Source organism: Rhizobium mongolense subsp. loessense, assembly GCF_900099775.1.
GTDB classification, from domain to species: domain Bacteria; phylum Pseudomonadota; class Alphaproteobacteria; order Rhizobiales; family Rhizobiaceae; genus Rhizobium; species Rhizobium loessense.
On the sequence record NZ_FMTM01000015.1, the window covers coordinates 17,992 to 42,317 of the forward strand.

The following is a 24,326-nucleotide window of genomic DNA, read 5'->3' on the forward strand; positions in this document are numbered from 1 at the left end:
TGATGGAATGGCACGACTGATCAGAAAACGCGAAACCCTGCTTTTCCTCATCATCGTCTTGATGATCGCGGTCTTTTCGGCGCGCGCTGCAGATTTTGCGACGCCCTCCAACCTCGCCGGCATCTTCAACGATACCTCGATCCTCATCATCCTGGCGCTCGCGCAGATGACCGTTATCCTCACGAAATCGATTGACCTTTCGGTCGCCGCCAATCTCGCCTTCACCGGCATGGCAATCGCGATGATGAATGCCGCCTTCCCTGATCTGCCGCTGGTCGTCCTGATCCTTGCAGCGATCGCGATCGGCGCCTGCCTCGGTGCGATCAACGGCTTTCTTGTCTGGGCCCTTGAAATCCCCCCGATCGTCGTCACGCTCGGGACGCTGACCATCTATCGCGGCATGGCCTTCGTGCTCTCCGGCGGCGCCTGGGTGAACGCCCATCAGATGACACCGACCTTCCTTTCCGTGCCCCGCACGCCGCTCCTCGGCCTGCCAGTTCTGAGCTGGGTGGGGATCGCAATCGTGCTCCTGATGTATATTCTGCTGAAGTATACCCAGTTCGGCAGATCGGCCTATGCGACTGGCGGCAACCCGACGGCGGCCGTCTATGCGGGAATCGATACCGGTTGGACGAAATTCCTGGCCTTCGTGCTGTCGGGTGCGCTCGCCGGCCTTGCAAGCTACCTGTGGGTCTCGCGCTACGCGGTCGCCTATGTCGATATCGCCAGCGGCTTCGAGCTCGACAGCGTCGCCGCCTGCGTCATAGGCGGCATCTCGATCGCCGGCGGCGTCGGGTCAGTTATCGGCACGGTGCTCGGCGCACTCTTCCTCGGCGTCATCAAGAATGCGCTTCCCGTCATCGGTATTTCGCCCTTCACCCAGATGGCGATCTCAGGCACCGTCATCATCCTCGCCGTCGTCTTCAATGCCCGACGCGAGCGCAGTCGCGGCCGTATCATCCTGCGCGACAAGGCAGCTGCAGAAACTCCAGCCGAGGTCGTCGCATGAGCACCGTTTCCGCCCCAACCGAAAAGCGCGTCATTCCCGATCGTCTCGGCACACCGTTCCGCCGCATCATGGCCAGCTGGGAAGTGCTGCTTTTCGGCGTTGCCATCCTGATCTTCGTCTTCAACTCCATGGCATCGCCCTACTTCCTGAATGCATGGAACCTCTCGGACGCAACCTTCAATTTCACCGAAAAAGCGATGATCGCCTTTGCCATGGCGCTGCTTGTGATCGCAGGCGAGATCGATCTTTCGGTTGCAGCCATCATCGCGCTTGCATCGACGGCCATGGGAGCGGCCGCGCAGGCCGGCATCGCCACGCCGGGCCTCGTGCTGATCGGCATCGGTACCGGGCTGGTTTGCGGGGTTTTCAACGGCGTCCTCGTCTCCGTGCTGAAACTGCCGTCGATCGTCGTCACCATCGGCACGATGAGCCTCTTCCGCGGCATCTCCTATATCGTGCTGGGGGACCAGGCATACGGCAAATACCCCGCCGATTTCGCCTACTTCGGCCAGGGCTATGTCGTCTGGGTCTTTTCCTTCGAATTCGTGCTGTTCTTCGTGCTGGCGATCCTCTTTGGCATCTTGCTGCACGCCACGAACTTTGGCCGCCAGGTCTATACGATTGGCAATAACGATTTTGCTGCCCGCTTCTCCGGGATTCCGGTCGAACGCGTGAAATTCATCCTCTTCATGCTGACCGGTGTCATGAGCGGTATTGCAGCCGTGTGCCTCACCTCGCGCCTTGGCTCCACCCGTCCCTCGATTGCGCAGGGTTGGGAGCTCGAAGTCGTCACCATGGTCGTGCTCGGCGGTGTCTCGATCCTCGGCGGCTCTGGCACGATCGGCGGCGTCGTCATCGCGGCCTTCGTCATGGGTCTCGTTACCTTCGGCCTCGGCCTGCTCAACGTTCCGGGCATCGTCATGTCGATCTTCATCGGCCTGCTGCTCATCACCACCATTGCCATTCCGATTATCGCCCGACGTATCAAAGCCATGAGTTCCAAATGACCCTTGAAAGACACGCCTTCAAGATGAGACTCAATCCAGGCATGGAAGCCGAATACAGGAAGCGGCACGACGAGATCTGGCCGGAGCTCGTCGAGCTGCTGCACAAGTCCGGCGCGAGTGACTATTCGATCCATCTCGACCGCGAGACGAACACGCTCTTCGGCGTGCTGACGCGGCCGAAAGATCATACGATGGCGAGCCTGCCGGAACATCCCCTCATGAAAAAGTGGTGGGACCATATGGCCGACATCATGGAAACCAATCCGGACAATTCACCGCTACAGAGCGACCTCGTCACCGTCTTCCACATGCCATGAGCAAACCACCCGCTTACCGGCGTATCGCCGTTCTCGATATTGGCAAGACGAATGCAAAAGTCGTCGTGCTCGACAGCCAAACCGGCATGGAAATCGCAGCCGCAAAGACGGCGAATACAGTTGTCCGGTCCGGCATTTATCCGCACTATGATATCGGGACCCTTTGGGGTTTTGCGATCGATGCGCTGAAGTCTTTCGCGGCAAAGCCGGGATTCGATGCGATTTCGATCACGACCCATGGCGCCTCAGCAGCACTGCTCAGCGCCGACGGCACGCTTGCGATGCCGGTTCTCGACTACGAGCATGAATATCCGCAAGAGATCCGAGACGCCTATACGGCGCTGCGCCCTCCCTTTTCGGAGACTTATTCACCGCGCCAGTCGATGGGGCTGAATGTCGGCGCCCAGCTTCATTATCAAAAGACCGCCTTTACGCAGGAATTCGCGAAAGTGGCAACGATCGTCACCTATCCGCAATATTGGGCGGGACGGCTGACGGGCGTTACAGCCAACGAACTGACCTCGCTCGGCTGCCATACAGATCTCTGGAACCCAAAAACAGGCGAATATTCCTCGCTCGTCGATCGGCTCGGCATTCGCAATCTCATGGCGCCGATCCGCTCGGCTTTCGACGCACTCGGCCCCGTCCTGCCGGACATAGCCGCCGAGATCGGCCTCACCACAGACATCCCGGTCTATTGCGGCATCCATGATTCCAACGCCTCGCTGCTGCCGCATCTCGTTGCGCGCACGGCGCCCTTTGCGGTTGTCTCGACTGGCACATGGGTCGTAAACTTCGGCGTCGGCGGCGATCTCACCCATCTCGATCCGAAGCGCGATGCGCTCGCCAATGTCGATGCCTTTGGCCGGGCCGTGCCGTCCTCCCGCTTCATGGGCGGCCGCGAGTTCGAAATTCTTTCCGCAGAAATCGGCAATGTTCCGCTTGAAGACGTTGCGGCAGCTCTCGGCCCCGTCGTTGCAGGAAACCTGATGCTGCTGCCGAACGTGGCCCCCGGCTCCGGCCCCTTTCCCGACCGCAAAAGGCACTGGCTGAATGCCGATGGCGCAAGCCCTGCGCAACGCTACGCCGCCATGTGCCTCTACCTCGCTTTGATGACCGAGGCCTGCCTCGCCCTGATCGGCACCAATGGGCCCGTCATCGTCGAAGGGCCGTTCGCGCTGAACGAGACGTATCTCAAGGTACTTGCGGCATTGATGGGACGCGACGTGATCGCACTGCCCGGCTCGACCGGCACCAGCCAGGGCGCCGCGCTGCTGACCGGCATCAGATCCGCGCCCGGTCCGGAACGACGTTTCACGCCGGCGGCGATTGCCGGTCTCAAGGACTATCGCTGCGCCTGGCAAAAGGCGATGGAATAACGGTCTTTCGATTCGTGCTCTTTACCTGATCTTAGGCCGGCAGCTAATGTCGGGTCGTTCAAACTCAGGGGGAGGAAATATCATGACGGATTCAAACGCGGTCTTCGATCCGCGTGGCCTTGCCGCGCGGCTTCGCAGCCTCCACAACGCGGGCAAGCAGGCGCCGACCGCCGATTTCGTACTTCCAACCGACCTCCGCCACGCCATGGACGCGCAGAATTTCCTTGCCGCCGAGCAAGGCATTCCCAGCAATGCGTGGAAAGTGGCGGCCTCGCCGGATGGCCAGGCTGTGGCTGCGCCGCTTCATCCCTATATCGAAGCCGATTCCGGCGCCGAAATTCCCTGGGCGGAGGGCACGAAACTTGAAGCGGAGATTGCCATTCGCCTCGGCACGGATCTGCCGATCCGCGACAGCGGCTACAGCCGGGACGCAGTCGCCGATGCAGTCGCGACCGTCCATCTCGGCGCAGAACTCCTGGTTTCCGCCATTCAGGAGGGCGGCAGGGCCTCCTTTTTGCTTTTCCTTGCCGATCGCCTCGGCAACAGCGGCTATGTGCTTGGTCCGCCCGTGCCAAAAACGCTCATCGACACGGCGACCGGAACGCCGCTGAAAGTCACCTTCAATGGCCAGCCGATCTACGATGCCCCCGCGCAGCATCCGAAGGGCGACGTGCTCACCTGGCTTGTCGGCTACGCGAATGACAGGTTGCGGCCGAAAAGCTCGCTGAAAGCGGGAGCGCTGATTACAACGGGTACCCTCTGTGGCGCGATCGAACTTCATTCGCCGGGCGAGGTCGACATCCTTCTCGGCGAGACCAGCAAGCTGCACCTTTCGCTCGTCGCGAAATAATCAGACCTTGTTGCGAAACATCTCGATGATGGCGGAAAAGTCCCTTGCGCCATTGCCCTGCTTTTCGAAGAGCGCGTAAAGCTGCGCGGCTTCGGCACCAAGCGGGGTTGACGCGCCGCTCAAAAGTGCCGCCTCCTGCGAAAGGCGCAGATCCTTCAGCATCAAGGCAGCGGCAAAGCCCGGCTGATAGCCATTGTTTGCAGGCGAGGTCGGAACCGGTCCCGGCACCGGGCAATAGGTATTGATGGACCAGCACTGACCGGACGATGTCGATGCAACATCAAAAAGCGCCTGGTGTGAAAGGCCGAGTTTTTCAGCCAGCACGAAAGCCTCGCAGACGCCGATCATCGAAATTCCGAGGATCATATTGTTACAGATCTTGGCCGCTTGCCCAGCACCGGCCTCGCCACAGTGGACGATCTTCTTGCCCATGGCTTCAAGGATCGGCCTGGCCTTGGCGAAACTCTCCTGCGAACCACCCGCCATGAACGTCAGCGTTCCCGCCGCAGCCCCGCCCGTTCCGCCGGAGACGGGGGCGTCGAGCGAAAGGCAGCCCGCCGCCTTGGCCATCGCATGGGCCTTGCGCGCGCTTTCGACGTCGATGGTCGAGCAGTCGATCACCAGGGTTCCGGCGGGAATGGAAGCGAGAATGTCCGGCCATGCGGTCAGCACATGTTTACCTTGCGGCAGCATCGTGACGACAGTCTCGGCACTGGCCACCGCCTGGCTTACGTGGCTTGCGGGTTTCACGCCGGTTTCCTCTGCCGCCTTGAGAACCGGCACGGCGAGATCGAAGCCCGTCACCTCATGCCCGGCCTTGACGAGATTGGCCGCCATCGGCCCGCCCATGTTTCCAAGCCCGATAAATGCAATCCGTGCCATCATGGCCTCCCTATCTGTTATCTTCGAGGATCATCGCTGCCGCCTTTTCGGCGATCATGATCGTTGGAGAATTCGTATTGCCTGACGTGATCGACGGCATGATGGAGGCATCCGCGATCCTGAGCTTGGCGAGCGCGCGCAGCTTCAGGCGCGGATCAACGACGCTGTCTTTGTCTGCACCCATCCGGCAGGTTCCGACCGGATGGAAGATTGTCGTGCCGATGTCGCCGGCCGCCCGCTCCAGATCGGCCTCCGTCTGATAGGAGGGACCGGGTTTGAACTCCTCGGGCTGAAAGCGCGCAAAGGACGGCTGTGAAACGATCCGCCGTGTCAGCCTTATCGATCGAACAGCTATGTCGCGATCCCGCTCCGTCGAGAGGTATTTCGGAGCAATCGTCGGCTGCGTTGCAAAATCCGGGCTTGCAAGATGCACGGAGCCACGGCTTTCCGGCCTGAGATTGCAGACGCTTGCGGTGATCGCCGGAAAGGCGTGCACCGGATCGCCGAACTTGTCGAGCGAGACCGGCTGCACATGATACTGCAGGTCGGGTGTTTCCTTGTCTGGCCCCGAGCGCGTGAAGATGCCAAGCTGGCTCGGTGCCATGGCCATTGGTCCGGAACGGCGGATCAGGTATTCGAGCCCGATCGCCGCCTTGCCGATCAACTTTGTCGCCTTCTCGTTCAGCGTCGGCACGCCGGTGACCTTATAGGCGAGGCGAAGCTGAAGATGGTCCTGCAGGTTCTCCCCGACCCCCTTGACCTCGGTAACGACATCTACGCCGGCATTGTTGAGCACGTCGCCGCGCCCGATGCCGGAGAGCTCCAGGATATGCGGCGAGCCGATGGAACCGGCAGAAAGGATCGTCTCTTTGGCCGCATATGCGCGCTTGGCCGTGCCGTCGTGCTGGAACTCGACGCCGGAAATGGCACCCTCCTCCACAAGCAGCCGCCGCGCTTGCGCCTTCACCAGGACAGTCAGATTGGTGCGCTTCATAGCCGGCCGGAGGAAGGCCTTTGCCGTGTTCCAGCGAATTCCGGAGCGCTGGTTGACGTCGAAATAGCCGGAGCCTTCGTTGCTGCCGCGGTTGAAATCCTCCGTAATCGGAATGCCGGCTTCCCGAGCTGCCTGCTGGAAGGCGTCGAGCACGGCCCAGCGCACCCGCGCTTTTTCGACGCGCCATTCGCCACCCGCACCATGCATCTCGTCGGCGCCGCGGTAATGATCCTCCGATCTCCGGAAGAAGGGCACAATATCGCTCCAGCTCCAGCCGCTGCATCCCATCTGCCGCCAAAGGTCGTAGTCGCGCGCCTGGCCGCGCATGTAAATCATGCCGTTGATCGACGAACAGCCGCCGAGCACCTTGCCGCGCGGATAGCCCAGAGCCCGGCCGTTCAGCCCTTCCTCGGGTGCCGTGGTAAAGCACCAGTCGGTGCGCGGATTGTTGATGCAGTAAAGATAGCCGACCGGTATGTGTATCCAGTGGTAGTTGTCGCTGCCGCCGGCTTCCAGCAGGAGCACGCGGTTATTGCGGTCTTCGGATAGCCGGTTCGCCAGCACACAGCCCGCACTGCCAGCGCCGATGATGATATAGTCGTAGCGATCCATCTGATGTCACCGGCCGCTCAACGGCGATACACGAAGCCCAGTTTCCGGCCGATCCACGAGGCGTAGAACTCGCCGACGATCCCGCGACGGAAGATCAACACGCAGATCATGAAAACGACGCCGGTGATGATCGTGACGGGGAATTCCGATGTCGCGAGATAGTTCTGCAGTGTCACGACAAGCCCCGCCCCGAAGATCGGACCAATCAGCGTGCCGATGCCGCCGAGAAGCGTCATCAAGATCACCTCGCCCGACATCTGCCAGGCGACGTCCGTCAGCGTCGCGAACTGGAAGACCAGCGACTTCAAGGCTCCAGCCAACCCGGCAAGGGCTGCCGACATCACGAAGGCGCCGAGCTTGTAACGCGCCACCGAATAGCCGAGCGAGATCGCTCGGTTCTCGTTTTCCCGGATCGATTTCAGGATCATGCCGAAGGGCGAATGGATGAAACGCCAGATCAAAAGCATGCCGATGACGAAGACCGCCAGGACGAAGTAGTACATGCTGGTCGAATTATTCAAATCGATGAAGCCGAAGAGATGCCCCCTCGGGACGGACTGGATGCCGTCCTCGCCTTCTGTGAATTCCGCCTGCAGGCAGAAGAAGAAAAACATCTGCGAAAGCGCAAGCGTGATCATCGCGAAATAGATGCCCTGACGGCGAATGGCGAGATAGCCCATGACGAGGCCGAGGAGTGCAGCACCCGCAACGCCGATCAGGATGCCGAGTTCGGGGGGCACCCCCCATGCCTTGACGGTGTAGGCAGTGAAATAGGCGGCCCCGCCAAAGAAGGTCGCATGCCCGAATGAAAGCAGCCCGGTATAGCCGAGCAACAGGTTGAACGCGCAGGCAAAGAGCGCAAAGCACAGCAGCTTCATCAGGAAGATAGGGTAGAAGAAGAACGGCGCGAGCAGCAGGAGCAAAAGGCCGATGATCAGGAAGCCGGCCTGTACCGACAGTGCGGTGCGGCTCTTTTCTGCACGAATGGTTTCGGTGATGTCGGTCATCTTACGCATCCCGGCCGAAGAGGCCCGCGGGCCTGACGAGAAGCACGATCGCCATGATCACGAAGATCACGATGTTCGAAGCTTCCGGATAAAATACCTTGGTTAGCCCCTCCGCAACGCCCAGAACGTAGCCGGTGACGATCGCCCCCATGATCGAGCCCATGCCGCCAACCACGACAACGGCGAAGACGACAATAATGATGTTCGACCCCATCAACGGCGAGACCTGGTAGATAGGTGCGGCCAGTACGCCGGCAAAGGCTGCAAGACCGGCACCCAAGGCATAGGTCAGCGTCAGGAGAACCGGTACGTTGACACCGAACACCTGCACAAGCACGGCATTTTCCGTCGCCGCGCGAAGATAGGCTCCGAGCTTGGTCTTCTCGATAAGAAGCCAGGTGCCGATGCAGACCACCAACGACATGACGACCACCCAGCCGCGATAGATCGGCAGGAACATGAAACCGAGGTTGGTACCACCGGCAAGGGCTGACGGCGTGGCATAGGGTTGACCGGAAGACCCGTAGAGATAGCGGAAGGTCCCTTCGATCGCGAGCGCCATGCCGAAGGTGAAGAGCAATCCGTAGAGTGGATCGAGATCATAGAGCCGCCGCAAGAAGAGCCGTTCCACGACGGCACCGAAAAGGCCGACTGCAAGCGGAGCAAGAACAAGTGCGGGCCAATAGCCGATGCCGCCATAGGCGAGCATCAGATAGGCAACGAAGGCGCCGAGCATATATTGCGCGCCATGCGCAAAATTGATGACGCGCAACAGGCCGAATATGATTGCCAGGCCAAGGCTCAAGAGCGCGTAGAAAGAGCCGTTGATGAGGCCGATCAGCAACTGGCCGAGCAGTGCCTGAACGGGAATTCCGAATATCATCGTCATGGCATCAGACTCCCAGCACCCGGTGCAGCGTATCCATCCGCTGCGGCAATTCGCCGACCGGGAACTCGGATACCATCTGGCCATGGTCCATCAGATAGAAGCGGTCTGCAATGCGGCTTGCAAAGCGGAAATTCTGTTCGACGAGGAGTATGGTCATGCCGCGCTCCTTCAGCTTCTTCAGGACCTCACCGATCCGTTGGACGATGACGGGCGCAAGACCCTCTGTCGGCTCGTCCAGCAGCAGCATCTTGACACCGGTGCGCAAGACGCGAGCGATCGCCAGCATCTGCTGCTCGCCGCCGGAAAGCTTGGTCCCGGCGCTCGCGCGGCGCTCGTAGAGGTTCGGAAAAAGCTCGTAGATCTCGTCGAGGCTCATGCCGCCTTCGGCAACGACCGGCGGCAATAGCAGGTTTTCCGACACGGTCAGTGTCGAAAAGATGCCGCGCTCCTCGGGCACGAAGCCGATGCCCTTGTGTGCGGTCTTGTGCAGCGGCACCTGCATCATATCGGCCCCGTCGAAGCTGATCTTGCCCTTGCGGGCCCGGACGATGCCGGTGATCGTGCGAAGCGTCGTTGTCTTTCCGACGCCGTTGCGGCCGAGGATAGTAATCGTTTCACCTTCGCCAACGCGCATGTCGACGCCGTGCAGGATATGGCTTTCGCCGTACCAGGCATTGAGACCGCGAACTTCCAGCAGGGCAGCCATCAACCTTCCTCCGTGCCCATATAGGCCTCACGGACGCGCGGATCCTGGCTGACGGAGGCATAATCGCCCTCTGCGAGGATCTCGCCACGCTGAAGTACGGTCACCTGCTGGCAGATATTCGCAACGACGGAGAGATTGTGTTCGACCATCAGTACCGCGCGCACGCGGGCAACCTCGCGGATGATGGCCGAAACGACGCTGACGTCCTCCTGCCCCATGCCGGCCATCGGCTCGTCGAGAAGCAGAACCTTCGGATCGAGCGCAAGCGTCGTGGCGATCTCCAGAACGCGCTTGCGGCCGTAGGAAAGATCGGCGGCGATATGGTCGCGCTCCTTGGAAAGGCCGACACTTGCCAGCAACTGTTCGGCGCGGTCGTTCAGGCGATCGAGGGCAGACACCGGCCGCCAGAACTGGGTGGAGAGATTGTTCGGTCGCTGCAGGGCGACGCGCACATTGTCGAGCACCGACAGGTGCGGGAAGACCGCCGAAATCTGGAAGGAACGCACCAGCCCCATGCGCGCCACCTTGTCCGGCGGTGTCCTGGTGATATCCGTCCCCATCAGCGTGATCGTGCCGTGTGTCGGCTGCAGGAACTTGGTCAGCAGGTTGAAAACCGTCGTCTTGCCCGCGCCATTTGGTCCGATGAGGGCATGGACGCTTGCATCATGCACGTCGAGATCGACATTCTTGACGGCCGTGAAGCCGCCGAAATCCCGGCGAAGGCCGCGGGCGGAGAGCACCACCCGCGGCGTTGCATTCGTCTGTGTTGCGGGAACCGCCATGGGCTTATTTCACCAGAACGCAGCCGCTCTTGGCGGGATCGATATAGGCGTCCTTGCCGGGGATGGTGGCGAGAACGTTGAAGTAGTCCCAGGCCTCCTTGCTCTCGTCCGGCTTTTTCACCTGCAGGAGATACATGTCATGGATCATGCGGCCGTTCGGGCCGACGGTGCCGCCGCGGCCAAAAACGTCGTCCACCGGCATTTCATGCAGTTGCTTCGCAACAGCCTCCGTTTCGTCCGTTCCGGCCTTCTGGATTGCCTTCAGGTACTGAAGCACGGCGGAATAGGTCCCCGCGTGGATCATGTTCGGCATCTTGCCGGTGCGATCGAAGAATTTCTTTCCGAAAGCGCGGCTCTCGTCGTCACGGTTCCAGTAATAACCTTCGGTGAGCGTCAAGCCTTGAGCGGCCTCGAGACCGAGGCCGTGGACGTCAGCGAGCGTGAACAGCAACGCCGCGAGGCGCTGGCCACCCTGCGTGATGCCGAACTCGGCCGCCTGCTTGATTGCGTTTGACGTGTCGAGGCCTGCATTGGCAAGGCCGACGACCTTGGCGCCGGAAGACTGGGCCTGCAGCAGGAACGACGAAAAATCCTGGCTGGCGAGCGGATGGCGGACGGAGCCGACGACAGTGCCCCCATTGGCCTTGACGAAATCACTCGTCTGCTGTTCCAGCGAATAGCCAAAGGCATAGTCGGCCGTCAGGAAGAACCAGCTGTCGCCACCCTGCTTCACAAGTGCGCCACCGGTGCCGACAGCAAGGGCATGCGTGTCATAGGCCCAGTGGAAGCCGTAGGGCGAACAGGCCTTGCCCGTCAGATCCGTGGTTGCCGCACCCGTGACGATGTCGATCTTCTTCTTCTCTTTGCCAATTGCCTGGACAGCAAGCGCAACCGACGAGGTCGTCAGTTCCATGATAGCGTCGACCTGCTCGGTGTCGTACCACTGCCGGGCGATGTTCGATGCGATGTCCGGCTTGTTCTGATGGTCGGCGTCGACGATCTCGATTGGAGCGTCGAGCACTTTGCCGCCGAAATCTTCGACCGCCATCTGGGCGGCTTCAACGGACGATTTACCACCAAAATCGGCATAGACGCCGGATTGGTCGTTCAGGATGCCAATCTTTACCTTGCCGTCGGAAGCACCATCAGCGAGTACGGCGGTGCCGCTGGCAAGCAGGAATGCCACGGACGCAATGAAATTCTTTCGCATATGTCTCTCCTCCCAGAGATGGCCAAATCGCGCGTCTGTTCAAAATTGGCCAGCCGCTCTCCTCAAACCAGCCGACGCTTCGCCTACGATCAAGGAAAATCCGCCTTGAGGCAACCGCTGGTTTGCAGTTAATTACAAACAGTATCTGTTCGTTTTTGAACAGAAGGTTGAAACCGACACTTAGGGCGCTTTCCATTCATGGGCAGCGACCGGCGATGAGACCAAAGACGTAGACGGACGCGCGACGCTGCATGAGCAATCCTCCGCAATTTACTTGGGACGACCTTCAGTTTTTTCTAGCCGTGGCGCGCACCGGCCAGCTATCGACGGCTGCGAGGCAGCTGCGCAGCAGCCATGCCACCGTCTCGCGGCGCATCGACCGGCTTGAATTTGCCCTGAAGGTCAAGCTTTTCGAGCGCAACGCGCGCGGCTACGTGCTGACGGCGATGGGCACGCGTTTCGTAGACACCGCCGAAAGAATGGAACAGGAGACCGAACGCCTGCGCGCCGATCTTGCCGCAGGGTCGATGACGCAGCGCGGCGTCGTGCGGTTGAGTGCGCCGGAGGGTTTTGCGAATTTCTTCTTTGCGAGCGTGCTGCCGAAATTCGCAGCACACCATCCGCATCTGTCGCTTGAGCTTGTGACGATCCAGCAGATCATGTCACTGTCCCGCAAGGAGGCGGACATTACCGTCGTCTTGGACGAGCCGAAGGGCGGACCGTATTTTTCAGAGAAGCTGACCGACTACCATCTGCAGGTCTACGGCTCGCGGGATTATCTTGCCAAGAGCCCGCCGATCACCTGCCGCGACGACCTGCTGAACCATCCTTTCATCAGCTATATCGAGGAGATGATCTTCGCGCCGGGGCTTGATTATCTCGGCGACGTGCATCCGCGCATCAAGCCGCAGTTCCAAAGTTCCAGCATCTTTGCGCAGCTGACGGCCACGCGAAACGGCCTGGGGCTTTGCGTGCTCCCCTACTTCTTCGCAAGCCTTTATCCGGAGCTTGTGCGCGTCCTGCCCGATGAGGTGGACCTCTGCCGCAACTATTGGGTTACTTGTCATCAAGATATGAGACAAGCGCCACGCGTGCGCGCCGTCATCGACTTTCTGCGCGAGGCCGTGAAAGGCGAAGACGCACGTTTCATCCCGCCATTTGCGGCCGCAATCCACTCCGGCCGAAAGCCCGGATGACTATTTCAGAAATTCTGCGCGGTGCGGTGTGAAGGTGTCGATCAGCCGCCCCTTCTCCAATGCCTTGACGCCGTGAACAAGGTCCGGCGGCACGATGAAGCTACCGCCTTTTTTCAGCACCTCGGTCTTCCCGTCGATGGTGACCGCGAAGCTGCCTTCGGCAACATAGCTCGCCTGGATGTGAGGATGCGAATGCGCAGCACCGATTGCATCTTTTTCGAAGGCAACTTCAACCATCATCATCTCGGGCAGGTAGACCATGATCCGGCGCGTGACGCCCGGCTCCGGACTGATCCAGTCAGCGCCTTCGGCATGCACGAAAAGAGCGCTCGATGTCATGTTCGCCTCCTCACTTCGATTCCGATCGGGCCGCAAGTTGGAGCATTGAAGTCTGTTTGAAAAGGGCGCATCGGTATATTCCGTCCAATTGACGCCGAAGCTGGCCGGGTTTATGGCGGGGCTTGATCAGGCTTGCCTGGAAAATGGTGAGGAGACGCCGTCATGCAGCATAGCCGCGAAACCTTCGACTGGGCCGATCCCTTCCGGCTGGAAGAACAGCTGACCGACGAGGAGCGCATGGTGCAGGACACGGCACGCGCCTACGCTCAGGAAAAGCTCGCTCCCCGGGTACTCGATGCCTTCCGCAATGAAAGGACCGATCCGACGATCTTCCGCGAAATGGGCGAACTCGGCCTGCTCGGTCCGACGATTGCGCCGGAATACGGCGGAGCAGGCTTGGGTTATGTCGCCTACGGCCTGATTGCCCGCGAAGTCGAGCGCGTCGACAGCGGCTACCGCTCAATGATGAGCGTGCAGTCGTCCCTCGTCATGGTGCCGATCGAGGCCTTCGGCTCAAATGCGCAGAAACAGAAATATCTGCCCAAGCTTGCAACCGGCGAATGGATTGGCTGCTTTGGGCTCACCGAACCGAATCACGGCTCCGATCCGGGCTCGATGGTGACGCGCGCCAAGAAGGCCGATGGCGGCTATAGCCTCACCGGGTCCAAGACCTGGATCACCAATGCGCCGATTGCCGATGTCTTCATTGTCTGGGCCAAGACGGAGGACGGCGTGATCCGCGGCTTTATCCTGGAAAAGGGCTGGAAGGGCCTTTCAGCGCCCGCCATTCACGGCAAAGTCGGTCTGCGCGCCTCAATCACCGGTGAGATCGTGCTCGACAATGTTTTCGTGCCGGAGGAAAACCTGCTGCCCGATGTGACCGGTCTGAAGGGTCCGTTCACCTGCCTGAATTCCGCCCGTTTCGGCATTGCCTGGGGCGCGCTCGGTGCGGCCGAAGCCTGCTATGCGACGGCCCGGCAATACACCCTCGATCGCAAGCAGTTCAACCGGCCGCTTGCCGCCAATCAACTGATCCAGAAAAAGCTTGCCGATATGGCGACCGAGATCACGCTCGGCCTGCAGGGTTGCCTGCGGCTCGGCCGCATGAAGGAAGAGGGCCACCCGCCGGTGGAACTCACCTCAATCCTCAAACGCAACTCCTGCGGCAAGGCACTCGACATTGCGCGCACTGCCCGCGATATGCTCGGCGGCAATGGCATCTCCGACGAATTCGGCGTCGCCCGCCACCTCGTCAATCTCGAGGTCGTCAATACCTACGAGGGTACGCATGACATCCACGCCCTCATCCTCGGCCGCGCGATTACGGGAATCCAGGCCTTCGCGAACTAGCGTCCCGCCCGGCGGCGCCAGAGCGTATAGGCAACCGAAACCAGAACGCCTACCACGATGCCGAGCGTAATGCTGCCGTAGGTGGCACCAAGCCCTACCCCCGGCGATGCCGATCGCGAACGGAAATGCAAGATCCATTCCAAGCTCCTCTGCGCATTTCGCAAATGGGCCGTGGGGCGTGAATTGCAACCGTTTGGAGATTGTGCAAGGCTGCCGTCGCCGATACAGCGCCAATAGGGGAAGGGGTTTCTCATATGCTTCTATTCCTTGCATTTTTGATCGGAATTATTGCCGGCCTCAGGGCCATGACTGCGCCCGCCGCCGTTGCCTGGGGCGCTGCACTTGGCGGGTTCGACGTTTCTCAAACGTCTCTCGCCTTTATGGGGTACCGGTGGACGCCGTGGATTTTCACGGTGCTTGCCGCCGTCGAAATGATCACCGACCAATTGCCGACAACGCCGAGCCGCAAGGTGCCGATGCAGTTCGGCGCCCGTATCATCATGGGCGCATTGGCAGGCGCCACGATCGGCGCTTCGGGTGGTTCCCTGACAGCCGGGCTTATTGCGGGCATCGTCGGTGCCGTTGTCGGAACGCTCGGCGGTGCCTTTGTCCGCGGCAGGCTTGCGAAGGCTTTCGGCAAGGATTTGCCGGCGGCACTTATCGAAGATGTCGTCGCCATCGGCGGCGCGCTGTTGATTGTGGCGGCCGTGCCATGAAAAGTTACGACGCGATCTTTATCGGGGCCGGTCAGTCCGGCCCCTTCCTCGCCGCCCGCATGTGCGAGAAGGGCATGAACGTAGCGCTGATCGAGCGAAAATATCTCGGCGGTACCTGTGTCAATGCCGGCTGCATGCCGACGAAGACGCTGGTCGCCAGTGCCCGGGCCGCCCATGTCGCGCGTCGCGGGGGCGACTACGGCGTGAAGATTGCTGGCAAGATCGCGATCGACATGACGATCGTGCGCCAGCGCGCCGAAACCGTTACCATGAACGCCCGCAACGGCCTGATCAGCTGGCTTGACAGCATGGAAACAATGGACGTGATCTATGGCCAGGCCAGATTTGCCGGTCCGAAGACAGTCATCGTCAACGACGAGATGCTGTCGGCGCCGCAAATCTTTGTGAATGTCGGTGCCCGCCCGGTCATTCCGGATTTTCCCGGTATCGAGGACATCGACTATCTCACAAGCACGTCGATCATCCACCTCGACACGTTGCCACGCCACCTCGCCGTCATCGGCGGCAGCTATATCGGTCTCGAATTCGCGCAGATGTACCGCCGCTTCGGCGCCGAAGTCACGATCATTGAACGCGGGCCGAAGCTTGCCTCACGTGAAGACGAGGATATCTCCGATGCAATCGCGGAGATTCTCGGCGCCGAAGGTATTGCGGTTCATACTCAGGCAGATCATATCGCATTCGTAAAGAATGGCGATGCTGTTGCCGTCAGCACCGGCGCCGGCAAGCCGGCGATCGAGGCAAGCCATGTGCTGATTGCAACCGGCCGCAGGCCGAACACCGACGATCTGGGCCTCGATGCCGCCGGCGTTTCGATGGACAAGCGCGGCTACATCACGGTGGACGACAGGCTGATGACCAATGTCGAGGGCATCTTCGCGCTCGGCGACTGCAACGGCCGCGGAGCCTTTACGCATACGTCCTATAATGATTTCGAGATCGCCGCAGCTAACCTGATTGATGGTGGCGATCGCAAGGTGAGCAGCCGCATTCCCGCCTATGCACTTTATATCGATCCGCCGCTCGGCCGCGTCGGCATGACAGAGAAGGAAGCGCGCGCTTCCGGCAAAAAGATCATGGTCTCGTCCCGCCCGATGAGCCGCGTCGGTCGTGCCAACGAACGAGGCGAGACCATGGGTTTCATGAAGATCGTCGCTGAGGCCGAAAGCAAGCGAATTCTCGGTGCCGCAATCCTTGGCATCGAAGGCGACGAGGCAATCCACGGCATCATCGATGCCATGAATGCCGGAACGACCTACCCTGCCCTGCAATGGTCGGTGCCGATCCATCCGACCGTTTCGGAACTGATCCCGACGGTGCTTGGAGATTTGAAGGCGGTTTGAAATATTTCCTTCTCTGCGACGCAAAGAAGTTTAGAGGTCCTTATTCCATGACGATCTGCAGCTTGACATCCGTCGGCCGCGCTTCGACGGCACGATCGAAAGCCTTGATCGAATCCTCGAACTGGAAAACCCCCGAAATCAGCGGCTTGAGGTCGACGCGGCCGGAGCCGAGAAGTGCGATCGAGCGCTCGTACTGATGCGCGTAGCGGAAGACCGTTTCGATGCGGATTTCCTTGGTCGAAGCCGTCGAAACGTCGAAGCCGACAGGGGTCACCGGCAGGCCGACGGCAACGATGACCCCTCCGGGTCGCGCCAGATCCATGATCGTTTCCCAGGCCTTTGGCGACCCGGAGCACTCGAAGATCACGTCTGCGCCCCACCCGGCGGTCAGCCGGCTCACCTCTTCGGTGAGACTATTCTCGCGGATGTTGACCGGAATGACGCCCTGATACTGCGCGGCGATGTCGAGCTTCGGCTGGGCGAGATCGGCAACAATCGCGCGGGCACAGCCTCCAGCAAGCGCGGCAATCGCCACCATCGTGCCGATCGGGCCGGCGCCGAGGACGACGGCCGTGTCGCCGGGTGCGATTCTTGCTTTGGCCGCGGCCTGCATGCCGACCGCAAATGGTTCAACCATCGCGCCCTCCGCAAAGCTTACATTGTCCGGCAGCTTGTAGGTATAGTTGGCGGGATGAACCACTTCCGGTGTCAGCACGCCGTGAACCGGGGGCGTCGCCCAGAAGGTAACAGCAGGATCGACATTGTACATGCCAAGCCGGCTTGCCTTGGAGTTCGGATCGGGAATGCCGGGTTCCATGCAGACGCGGTCGCCGGCTTTTAGATGTGCCACGCCTTCACCGACTTCGACCACTGTACCAGCTGCTTCGTGCCCAAGCACCATCGGCTCACTCACCACAAAGGGCCCAATCCTGCCGTGCGTGTAATAATGCACGTCCGAGCCGCAGACGCCGACGGTATGGATCTTAATCTTCACCTGTCCCGGCCCGGTTTCCAGCGGTAGATCGATATCGCGAAGGGCAAGCTCATGCTGGCGCTCCAGCACCAGCGCACGGACTTTGGCCATATGTCGGTTTCCTTCCCTGATAGTCGTTCGATTCACCCGGACGTTAATCGACTATACGACCCTTGAGGCCCGCAGTTCAACAAAATTGCGAGGCTTTTGCTCACAGTGCGATGAATTGCTCAGTTTATCGCGGTGATCGGGAACTGCGCAAGCTTGCCGCCGATGGCAAGCGGGCCGAGATCGAATCCCGAAGAAGCCGAGCCTGGCCATCAGCGCCGACCTCCGCCTTTGGTGCGGTGTCATCGCCGGAATTAAAGCACGCTTGCCGCCTTCAGCCTGGGGATTGCCGATACGGGCAGCAGATGATTGAAATATCGCACGTTTCTGTCCCTCATGGCTGCGAAGGCAATCCGGAGCTATCTGTTTTTTCGCTCCCGATCAATGCGTCCTTCCGTAGTTTCTGCTCGCATCCAGCAGGTGCCGAGAGTAGCCATGTTCGACGGCTCCTTTTCGCAGCCGTTCGATATCCACCTCTTCGACGATCTCGCCTGCCTCCATGATGGCGACGCGACCGCACATGTGCGACACGACGGCCAGATCGTGGCTGACGAGCAGATAGGTCAGACCGCGCTCCTTGCGCAGATCCTCCAGCAGATTGAGAATTTCCGCTTGAACCGAGACGTCGAGCGCCGACGTCGGCTCGTCGAGCAACAGCACGGCCGGATTAAGCACGAGGGCTCGGGCGATGGCCACGCGCTGACGCTGCCCTCCGGAAAGTTGGTGCGGGAAGCGGTAGGTGAGCGATGGATCGAGGCCAACCGCCAGCAGCAGGGCATCTACGTCCACCGAATTGGTGGCAAGGCCCTGGTTGCGGAGCGGCTCCTTAAGCTGCGAGCGGATTGTCTTGCGGGGATGAAGTGAACCGTAAGGGTCCTGAAAAACCATCTGCACTCGGCGGAAGAACTGCCGGTCGCGCTGCCGGTCCAACGTATCTCCATCCAGCTTGATCCCGCCTTCGTAGTTCGGGTTGAGACCGGATATTGCCCGCAGGACAGTGGACTTTCCGCAGCCGGATTCACCAACCAGACCGAATGCCGTGCCCCTGTCGATGCGAAGGCTGACGTTCCTGACGACCGGCCTCTGACCGGAACCGAAACGAATCGTGAGATTGTCAATTTCGATCAATGCGGCGTCTCCAAAGTGATGTCATCGAACCAGGCCGGATCACGCTTCAGTACCGGCAGTCGGGCGGGCGGATTTTCGATCGACGGCAAGGATGCCAGCAGGCCTTGCGTATAGGGATGCCTTGCATTCTCAAGTTCAGAAGCCTTGAGAACCTCGACGACCCGCCCGGCATACATGATGAGCACGCGGTCGCAGAAGTTCCGGACGAGGTTCAGGTCGTGACTGATGAAGATCAGCCCGAGGTTGCGGCGGGCGACGAGTTCATCAAGCAGCGCCAGGATTTCGAGCCGCACCGTCACATCGAGGGCAGACGTCGGCTCGTCGGCAATCAGAACCTCGGGTTCCACAATCAGCATCATCGCGATCATGACCCTCTGACCCATGCCGCCTGAAATTTCGTGAGGATAGAGCCGAGCCACCCTTTCGGCATCACGGATCTGGACCGCTTCGAGCATCTCGATCATTTTCCGGTCAGCCTGTTTTGCAGTCGACTTCGGATAGTGAAAGCGAAAGGTTTCGGCGATCTGCTCGCCGATGCGCATAACAGGGTTGAGCGAATATTTCGGATCCTGCAGGATCAGTCCGATGCGCCGTCCCCTGATTGTCATCATCATACGCTCGTCGGCCTTGAGCAGATCCACGTCGCGAAACGTCATCCGCTCGGCGCGGACGATTGCCTTCGGCGGCAGCAACTTCATGACGGCGCGCCCGACGGTCGACTTGCCCGACCCGGATTCGCCGACGATGCCTAGCTTTTCGTGTCCTAGCGAGAAACTGACGCCGCGCACGGCGCGCACGGTTCCGCCGCCGAAGGCGATCTCGAGATTGCGGATGTCGATGAGGGAAGACGTCATTCCGAACCTCTCGGGTCAAGAACGTCGCGAAGGGCATCGCCGACAAGATTGAACGCAAGGCTGACCAGCGCGATGGCAATGCCGGGCGCTGCAATGACCCATGGACTGTCGAGCATGAATTCACGCCCGGTCGCGGCCATTGCTCCCCATTCCGGCCAAGGCGGCTGCGCGCCAAGACCGAGGAACCCGAGGCCTGCCGCCGTGATGATGATGCCGGCCATATTCAGGGTCACGCGAACGATCACCGAGGGAATGCACATCGGCAGGATGTGGCGGGTGATGATCGCCATTGGCGTCGCCCCTTGCAGGCGCACGGCGGCGATGAAATCGGCCTTGCGCAGACTGAGTGTCTCGGCGCGCGCGAGCCGGGCGATTGGTGGCCATGCCGTCAACGAAATCGCGATGATCGCGTTGGTGATGCCGGGACCGAGTGCCGCCGCAAATCCCAACGCAAGCACCAGGCCTGGAAAGGAAAGGAAGATGTCGGTGATGCGCATCAGCACTTCATCGACGATGCCGCCGAAATAACCCGAACAGGTGCCGATCAAAAGGCCCAAGGGAGCGACGATGACGGAAACCAGCATGATGATGTAGAGCGTCGTGCGCGCACCGTAGATGACCCTTGAAAAGACATCGCGGCCAAAATTGTCGGTGCCGAGCCAATGTTGTGCCGAAGGCGGTGCGAGCCGCCCTGCCATATCCTGGACGATCGGATCGTAACGCGCAAGCAATGGCGCAGCGAGCGCGACCAGGATCAGCAGGGCGATGATTCCGAGCCCTGCCAGGCCGAGGGGATGAAGTCGGAACTTGAGCCAGCCCTGGTGGAATTGCTGCGCTGAGGACTGAAACCGGCCCTGCGGCTCGGGCGCTAGCAACCATCTGCGAAGGCTGCTTGCGTTGACTCGATCTGCATGTTCGGCGGACAGTGTCATCGGCATCACCGTGTTCTCGGATCAAGAATGCGATAAAGGACATCCGAAAGGATGTTGATGGTCAGGAAGACGGCGCCGATCGTCAGCACAGCGCCCATCACGACGTTCATGTCGTTCATCTGAAGTCCGCGGGTGAGATACTGGCCGAGTCCCGGCCAGCCGAAAACGGTCTCGATGAGCACTGCCCCTTCAAGGAGGCCCCCGAAGGTGAGCGCCATGATGGTCAGAAGTTGCACGCGAATATTTCTGAAGGCATGACGCCAGACGACCTTGCGCAGTCCAAGCCCCTTTGCTCTCGCCGTTGTAATGTATTCCTGCCCGAGCTGCTCCAGCATGAAGCTGCGAGACATGCGGCTGATATAGGCCACCGAATAGTAGCCAAGGATCGTGCCCGGCAGGATGATGTGTCCGAGCGCGCTTCGAAATACGTCCCACTGTCTCTCGATTGCCGAATCGATCAGGAGAAAGCCGGTCACCGGCGTGACGAGCCCCTCGTAAAATACGTCAACCCGGCCAGATGCGCCGACGAGCTTCAACTTCGCATAGAAGACGAAAAGCGCCATCAACCCGGTCCAGAAGATCGGAATGGAGTGGCCGGCAAGCGCGATGATGCGTGCGATGTGATCAATGATCGTGCCGCGCCTGACAGCAGCGGTGATACCGAGCGGAACGCCGACAAGGGCGCCGACAATCATGGCGATGACGGCAAGCTCAATGGTTGCGGGGAAGATGGTCAGCAGATCGGTGAGGATCGGCTGACCGGTCGTTGCCGATGTGCCGAGGTCGCCCGTTGCGACCTTCTGCACATAGTTTAGGAATTGCACCCAGATCGGGCGTCCCAGGCCCAGCTCGTTGTAGACGCGATCATAGACCTCCTTGCTGACCTCGGCTCCGGTGATGGCAAGCACCGGGTCGGCAGGAAGCAGACGTCCCATCGAAAAGGTGAGGAAGAGCAGGCCAAGGAGTGTGGTCACCACCGCCACGACGCGCCCTGCCAACCGTCGCAGGAGCATGACAAGCGGATGGGACGGCGTATGTGCCAAGCCGTCCTCATCCAGATTGCGGTCCGCATCCCGTTTCAATGTCAGATCTGCGCTCGCCACGGCCCCTTACTCCTTAGTCACGCCATGCCAGCGCGTCGACCAGGTCGTATGCCCATGATAACCTTTGACATTGGCGCGCATGACATAGGGGTCGGTGCGCTGGAAGAAAATGACGAGCGGGGCGTCCATGCCGCTGTAGATGCCGTCCATCTTCTGGAAGATTTCCGTGCGCTTGCCCGTATCAGGTTCCTTCATGGACTGATCGACGAGAGTATTGAGTTCGTCCACCTTCATCCCGGCTCGCCAGAGATAATAGCTGCCGAGACGCGCCTCGTCGCTGTTGTCGGGATTATAGGCGTACTGCGTGGCAACCGCGAAAGGATCCGGCAGCCGGGCACCCGAATTGCCGAGCAGGATTTCATATTTGCGTTCGCGAAATGCGGGCGTGAATTCGCCGGGCACGAGATTAAGATCAAGACCGGCGGCACGGGCGCTCGCCTGCAGCGCTTCGGCGAAGGGCAAGGTCGCCGCTCCCGACGGATTGAGCACTTTCTTCAAGCCATTCGGGTATCCGGCCTCGGCCAGCAATTGCTTGGCCCTGGCGGGATCATAATCGTGGCGGGACGTCGCGTCCTCTGGTGCTCCAATCATGCCGCGAGGGATCATCGACTGCCACGGAAAGCCGGTATAGCGCATAATATTGCCGGAGATCGCCTTCCAGTCGAAAGCATGCTGAAACGCTTCGCGGACCTTGGGCTTCTGCAGGTCCGGATCCTTTTGATTGAGAGCGATATAGTAGAAACCGAGGCCCGGAACGCTATCGATCACTATCTCTTCGCTATTGGCCAAGGCATCAAGGTCGCCGCTTGCGAGATATTGCCCGACATCGACGTCGCCGGCTTCGAGCTGGAGGCGGAGATTGCCGGATTCGGGAATGTGGCGGGCGACAACCCGTGCCATGGCCGGCGGGCCAGCCCAATAATTCTTCTGCGCGTTGAAGATCGCAACGTCGTTTGGCCGCCATTGCGCAAGCGTGAAGGGTCCACTTCCTGCCGAGTTGGCCGACAGCCACCCGCCGGCGAGATCGCCGTTCGCCTCATGCGACAATGCCGTCTTCTTGTCGATGATGCCGATCGAAGAGCCAGCGAGAGAATAAAGCACAAGATCGGTATTGACGGCGTGCGGCAGTTCGATCTCCAGCGTTTGCCCATCTTTGGCCCGGACGAGCTTGTCCACGTTTTCGGGCGTGAAACCCCAAAGGGCGACATCGGTGGAGCCGACTTGCCCCATCTTGATGACGCGCTGGATGGACCATGCGGCATCTTCGGCCGTGACAGCATTGCCGCTTTGGAAGACCGCGTCGTCACGCAAGGTTAGCGTAATGAGCCTGCCGTCTTTAGAGACAGTCCATTTTGTGGCAAGCATCGGCTTCAGCGTCTTAAGATCATCCGGCGACAACTGGACGAGGTTGTCATAAAGGTTGGAGATCAACTCGGAGACCGTGCGGGCATTGTTCTGCGCCGGATCGAGCGTTCGAATGCCGGTGAGATTGGTACCGATCACCAGCATGTTCGGCGGTGACGCCGCAAAAGACGGCTGTGCCGTGACCAAAGCACCGGCCAGTGCGATCGTCGTCAGTAAGTTCTTCAGCATCTCAAGACCTCCCAATCTCGTGGCGCAGTGGACGAGCGCCTCTTGCCTGCCTGAAATTATGGTGTCGAACTCAGCCAGCCCTTAGCGGGAAGGCCGCAGATCTTCACGCACATGGATGTCGCCTGCGGCCTCCCAACCTTGGAGCAAGCGGAACAATTCTTCGCGATCCGTTTGATCGAGTAGTGGCAGCCCCGGCACGCGCACGGGTCCGACGTCGAGGCCGGAATGCGTCACAGCCTCCTTCACGACCGTCACATTCGCGCCATTGCGGAAGTTCGTGCGCATGCGTTCGAACGGTTCGAGGCGGTTGATGATGGCGCGTGCGGCAGCAAAATCGCCCTTGGAGAGCGCATCGTGGACGGCGAGCGACAATTGCGGGGCAACATTGACAAGGCCGGATGTGAAGCCACGTGCACCAGCGGCAGTGAACGACAGCGCCCAGCTCTCCGCAAGACCGCAGACGAACAGCGCCCCCGCCGGATCCGACGCCGCAATGGCCCTCGAAAGCAGCATCAGATCCGGCGTCGCGAACTTAATGCCGGCAATGTTGCCGTGACCGGCAAGACGGACCATTTCATCGACACCAAAGCCATCCGCCCGCACGTAGGCGACCAACGGCAAAGGCGAAGCATCCGCAAGATTGCAGAAATAGTCGATCTGAGCCGACGGTGCAGCAAAGGGATCGACGGGCTGGTGCGACATCACCGCAGCTGCGCCGATGCTGGCGGCATCCTTCGCCATCCCGATTGCTTCGCGCAGCGACCTGCCGATCGCCGCAGTCACCGGCGCCTTGTTGTCAACGCCGGAAACCGCCGCTTCATGGACGCGGCGGATCTCTTGCGGCGTCAGAGCATAGAATTCGCCGGTGTTTCCCGCAGCAACAATATTGTGGATGCCAGCGGCTGCCACCCTCCGGTAGACCATTGCCGTGATTTGCGGTTCGACTTCGCCATTTTTGTCATAGGCCGTGACCGGCACACCCGACACGCCCATCAGCGCCTGACGCATGATTGCAATGCCCATCTT

At 60.3% G+C, this 24,326-nt stretch carries 25 protein-coding genes; 9 read left to right on the forward strand and 16 right to left on the reverse strand.

Features of this window, described 5'->3' with window-relative positions:
• The first annotated feature begins 7 nt into the window (after nt 1-7).
• The 5 genes from BLP23_RS29250 (at nt 8) to BLP23_RS29270 (ending at nt 4,562) form a co-directional block, all read left to right on the forward strand.
• On the forward strand, nt 8-1,009 hold the full coding sequence (locus BLP23_RS29250; protein ID WP_022717881.1) for an ABC transporter permease: 1,002 nt from the start codon (nt 8-10) through the stop codon (nt 1,007-1,009).
• Nucleotides 1,006-2,016 (forward strand): ABC transporter permease, encoded by a 1,011-nt coding sequence (locus BLP23_RS29255; protein ID WP_092588228.1) that lies wholly within the window; start codon nt 1,006-1,008, stop codon nt 2,014-2,016. The genes BLP23_RS29250 and BLP23_RS29255 overlap by 4 nt, the downstream gene beginning before the upstream one ends.
• Complete coding sequence (gene rhaM / locus BLP23_RS29260) at nt 2,013-2,333, forward strand: L-rhamnose mutarotase (protein WP_092588229.1); 321 nt, start codon at nt 2,013-2,015, stop codon at nt 2,331-2,333. The genes BLP23_RS29255 and rhaM overlap by 4 nt, the downstream gene beginning before the upstream one ends.
• Nucleotides 2,330-3,712: an FGGY-family carbohydrate kinase gene (locus BLP23_RS29265; RefSeq protein WP_092588230.1), complete on the forward strand. Its 1,383-nt coding sequence runs from the start codon at nt 2,330-2,332 to the stop codon at nt 3,710-3,712. The genes rhaM and BLP23_RS29265 overlap by 4 nt, the downstream gene beginning before the upstream one ends.
• 82 nt (nt 3,713-3,794) lie before the next feature.
• Complete coding sequence (locus tag BLP23_RS29270) at nt 3,795-4,562, forward strand: fumarylacetoacetate hydrolase family protein (RefSeq protein ID WP_092588231.1); 768 nt, start codon at nt 3,795-3,797, stop codon at nt 4,560-4,562.
• Here BLP23_RS29270 and mmsB read toward each other — a convergent pair whose 3' ends face one another.
• From mmsB to BLP23_RS29305, 7 genes are read right to left on the reverse strand one after another with little or no spacing between them, the layout of a single operon-like run.
• The gene (gene mmsB / locus BLP23_RS29275; protein WP_092588232.1) at nt 4,563-5,444 is read right to left on the reverse strand and encodes a 3-hydroxyisobutyrate dehydrogenase; all 882 of its coding nucleotides are present in this window, start codon (nt 5,442-5,444) and stop codon (nt 4,563-4,565) included.
• A 10-nt stretch (nt 5,445-5,454) separates the two neighbouring features.
• Nucleotides 5,455-7,050 (reverse strand): GMC family oxidoreductase, encoded by a 1,596-nt coding sequence (locus BLP23_RS29280; protein ID WP_092588233.1) that lies wholly within the window; start codon nt 7,048-7,050, stop codon nt 5,455-5,457.
• Nucleotides 7,051-7,067: 17 nt separating this feature from the next.
• Complete coding sequence (locus BLP23_RS29285) at nt 7,068-8,057, reverse strand: branched-chain amino acid ABC transporter permease (protein WP_092588234.1); 990 nt, start codon at nt 8,055-8,057, stop codon at nt 7,068-7,070.
• A gap of 1 nt (nt 8,058) precedes the next feature.
• Nucleotides 8,059-8,946 (reverse strand): branched-chain amino acid ABC transporter permease, encoded by an 888-nt coding sequence (locus tag BLP23_RS29290; RefSeq protein ID WP_022717889.1) that lies wholly within the window; start codon nt 8,944-8,946, stop codon nt 8,059-8,061.
• Between the two features lie 4 nt (nt 8,947-8,950).
• The gene (locus BLP23_RS29295) at nt 8,951-9,652 is read right to left on the reverse strand and encodes an ABC transporter ATP-binding protein (RefSeq protein WP_092588235.1); all 702 of its coding nucleotides are present in this window, start codon (nt 9,650-9,652) and stop codon (nt 8,951-8,953) included.
• Complete coding sequence (locus BLP23_RS29300) at nt 9,652-10,434, reverse strand: ABC transporter ATP-binding protein (RefSeq protein WP_022717891.1); 783 nt, start codon at nt 10,432-10,434, stop codon at nt 9,652-9,654. The genes BLP23_RS29295 and BLP23_RS29300 overlap by 1 nt, the downstream gene beginning before the upstream one ends.
• Nucleotides 10,435-10,438: 4 nt before the next feature.
• Nucleotides 10,439-11,644 carry an ABC transporter substrate-binding protein gene (locus BLP23_RS29305; protein ID WP_092588236.1) on the reverse strand — a complete coding sequence of 402 codons (1,206 nt, stop codon included), beginning with the start codon at nt 11,642-11,644 and terminating at the stop codon, nt 10,439-10,441.
• Between the two features lie 251 nt (nt 11,645-11,895).
• On the opposite strand from BLP23_RS29305, the gene BLP23_RS29310 reads away from it, so the two are divergent.
• A complete protein-coding gene (locus tag BLP23_RS29310) occupies nt 11,896-12,840 on the forward strand; it encodes a LysR family transcriptional regulator (RefSeq protein WP_092588237.1) in 945 nt (314 codons plus the stop codon).
• Here the strand turns inward: BLP23_RS29310 and BLP23_RS29315 are convergent, their stop codons facing one another.
• Nucleotides 12,841-13,179: a cupin domain-containing protein gene (locus BLP23_RS29315; protein WP_092588238.1), complete on the reverse strand. Its 339-nt coding sequence runs from the start codon at nt 13,177-13,179 to the stop codon at nt 12,841-12,843. It lies immediately after the preceding gene.
• A gap of 162 nt (nt 13,180-13,341) precedes the next feature.
• Between BLP23_RS29315 and BLP23_RS29320 the strand changes: the two genes are divergently transcribed.
• Complete coding sequence (locus tag BLP23_RS29320; RefSeq protein ID WP_092588239.1) at nt 13,342-14,529, forward strand: acyl-CoA dehydrogenase; 1,188 nt, start codon at nt 13,342-13,344, stop codon at nt 14,527-14,529.
• On the opposite strand, the gene BLP23_RS35000 is transcribed toward BLP23_RS29320, so the two are convergent.
• A complete protein-coding gene (locus BLP23_RS35000) occupies nt 14,526-14,660 on the reverse strand; it encodes a hypothetical protein (RefSeq protein WP_267890115.1) in 135 nt (44 codons plus the stop codon). The two genes, BLP23_RS29320 and BLP23_RS35000, sit on opposite strands and share 4 nt — an antisense overlap.
• A gap of 123 nt (nt 14,661-14,783) precedes the next feature.
• On the opposite strand from BLP23_RS35000, the gene BLP23_RS29325 reads away from it, so the two are divergent.
• Nucleotides 14,784-15,245, forward strand: coding sequence for a DUF4126 domain-containing protein (locus tag BLP23_RS29325; protein WP_092588240.1), 462 nt, complete (start codon nt 14,784-14,786; stop codon nt 15,243-15,245).
• Nucleotides 15,242-16,609, forward strand: a complete 1,368-nt coding sequence (locus BLP23_RS29330) for an FAD-containing oxidoreductase (RefSeq protein ID WP_092588241.1) — start codon at nt 15,242-15,244, stop codon at nt 16,607-16,609. The genes BLP23_RS29325 and BLP23_RS29330 overlap by 4 nt, the downstream gene beginning before the upstream one ends.
• A 40-nt stretch (nt 16,610-16,649) precedes the next feature.
• Here the strand turns inward: BLP23_RS29330 and BLP23_RS29335 are convergent, their stop codons facing one another.
• From BLP23_RS29335 to BLP23_RS29365, 7 genes are all read right to left on the reverse strand, one after another.
• A complete protein-coding gene (locus tag BLP23_RS29335) occupies nt 16,650-17,693 on the reverse strand; it encodes an NAD(P)-dependent alcohol dehydrogenase (RefSeq protein ID WP_092588242.1) in 1,044 nt (347 codons plus the stop codon).
• A 378-nt stretch (nt 17,694-18,071) separates the two neighbouring features.
• Nucleotides 18,072-18,818: an ABC transporter ATP-binding protein gene (locus BLP23_RS29340; RefSeq protein WP_092588243.1), complete on the reverse strand. Its 747-nt coding sequence runs from the start codon at nt 18,816-18,818 to the stop codon at nt 18,072-18,074.
• Nucleotides 18,815-19,672, reverse strand: coding sequence for an ABC transporter ATP-binding protein (locus tag BLP23_RS29345; protein ID WP_092588244.1), 858 nt, complete (start codon nt 19,670-19,672; stop codon nt 18,815-18,817). The genes BLP23_RS29340 and BLP23_RS29345 overlap by 4 nt, the downstream gene beginning before the upstream one ends.
• Nucleotides 19,669-20,604 (reverse strand): ABC transporter permease, encoded by a 936-nt coding sequence (locus tag BLP23_RS29350; protein ID WP_092588309.1) that lies wholly within the window; start codon nt 20,602-20,604, stop codon nt 19,669-19,671. Before BLP23_RS29350 ends, BLP23_RS29345 begins: the two co-directional genes overlap by 4 nt.
• Nucleotides 20,605-20,609: 5 nt before the next feature.
• Nucleotides 20,610-21,707 (reverse strand): ABC transporter permease, encoded by a 1,098-nt coding sequence (locus BLP23_RS29355; protein WP_092588245.1) that lies wholly within the window; start codon nt 21,705-21,707, stop codon nt 20,610-20,612.
• A 6-nt stretch (nt 21,708-21,713) separates the two neighbouring features.
• Nucleotides 21,714-23,300, reverse strand: coding sequence for an ABC transporter substrate-binding protein (locus BLP23_RS29360; protein ID WP_092588246.1), 1,587 nt, complete (start codon nt 23,298-23,300; stop codon nt 21,714-21,716).
• An 81-nt stretch (nt 23,301-23,381) separates the two neighbouring features.
• Nucleotides 23,382-24,323 carry a dihydrodipicolinate synthase family protein gene (locus BLP23_RS29365; RefSeq protein WP_092588247.1) on the reverse strand — a complete coding sequence of 314 codons (942 nt, stop codon included), beginning with the start codon at nt 24,321-24,323 and terminating at the stop codon, nt 23,382-23,384.
• Nucleotides 24,324-24,326 lie beyond the last annotated feature (3 nt).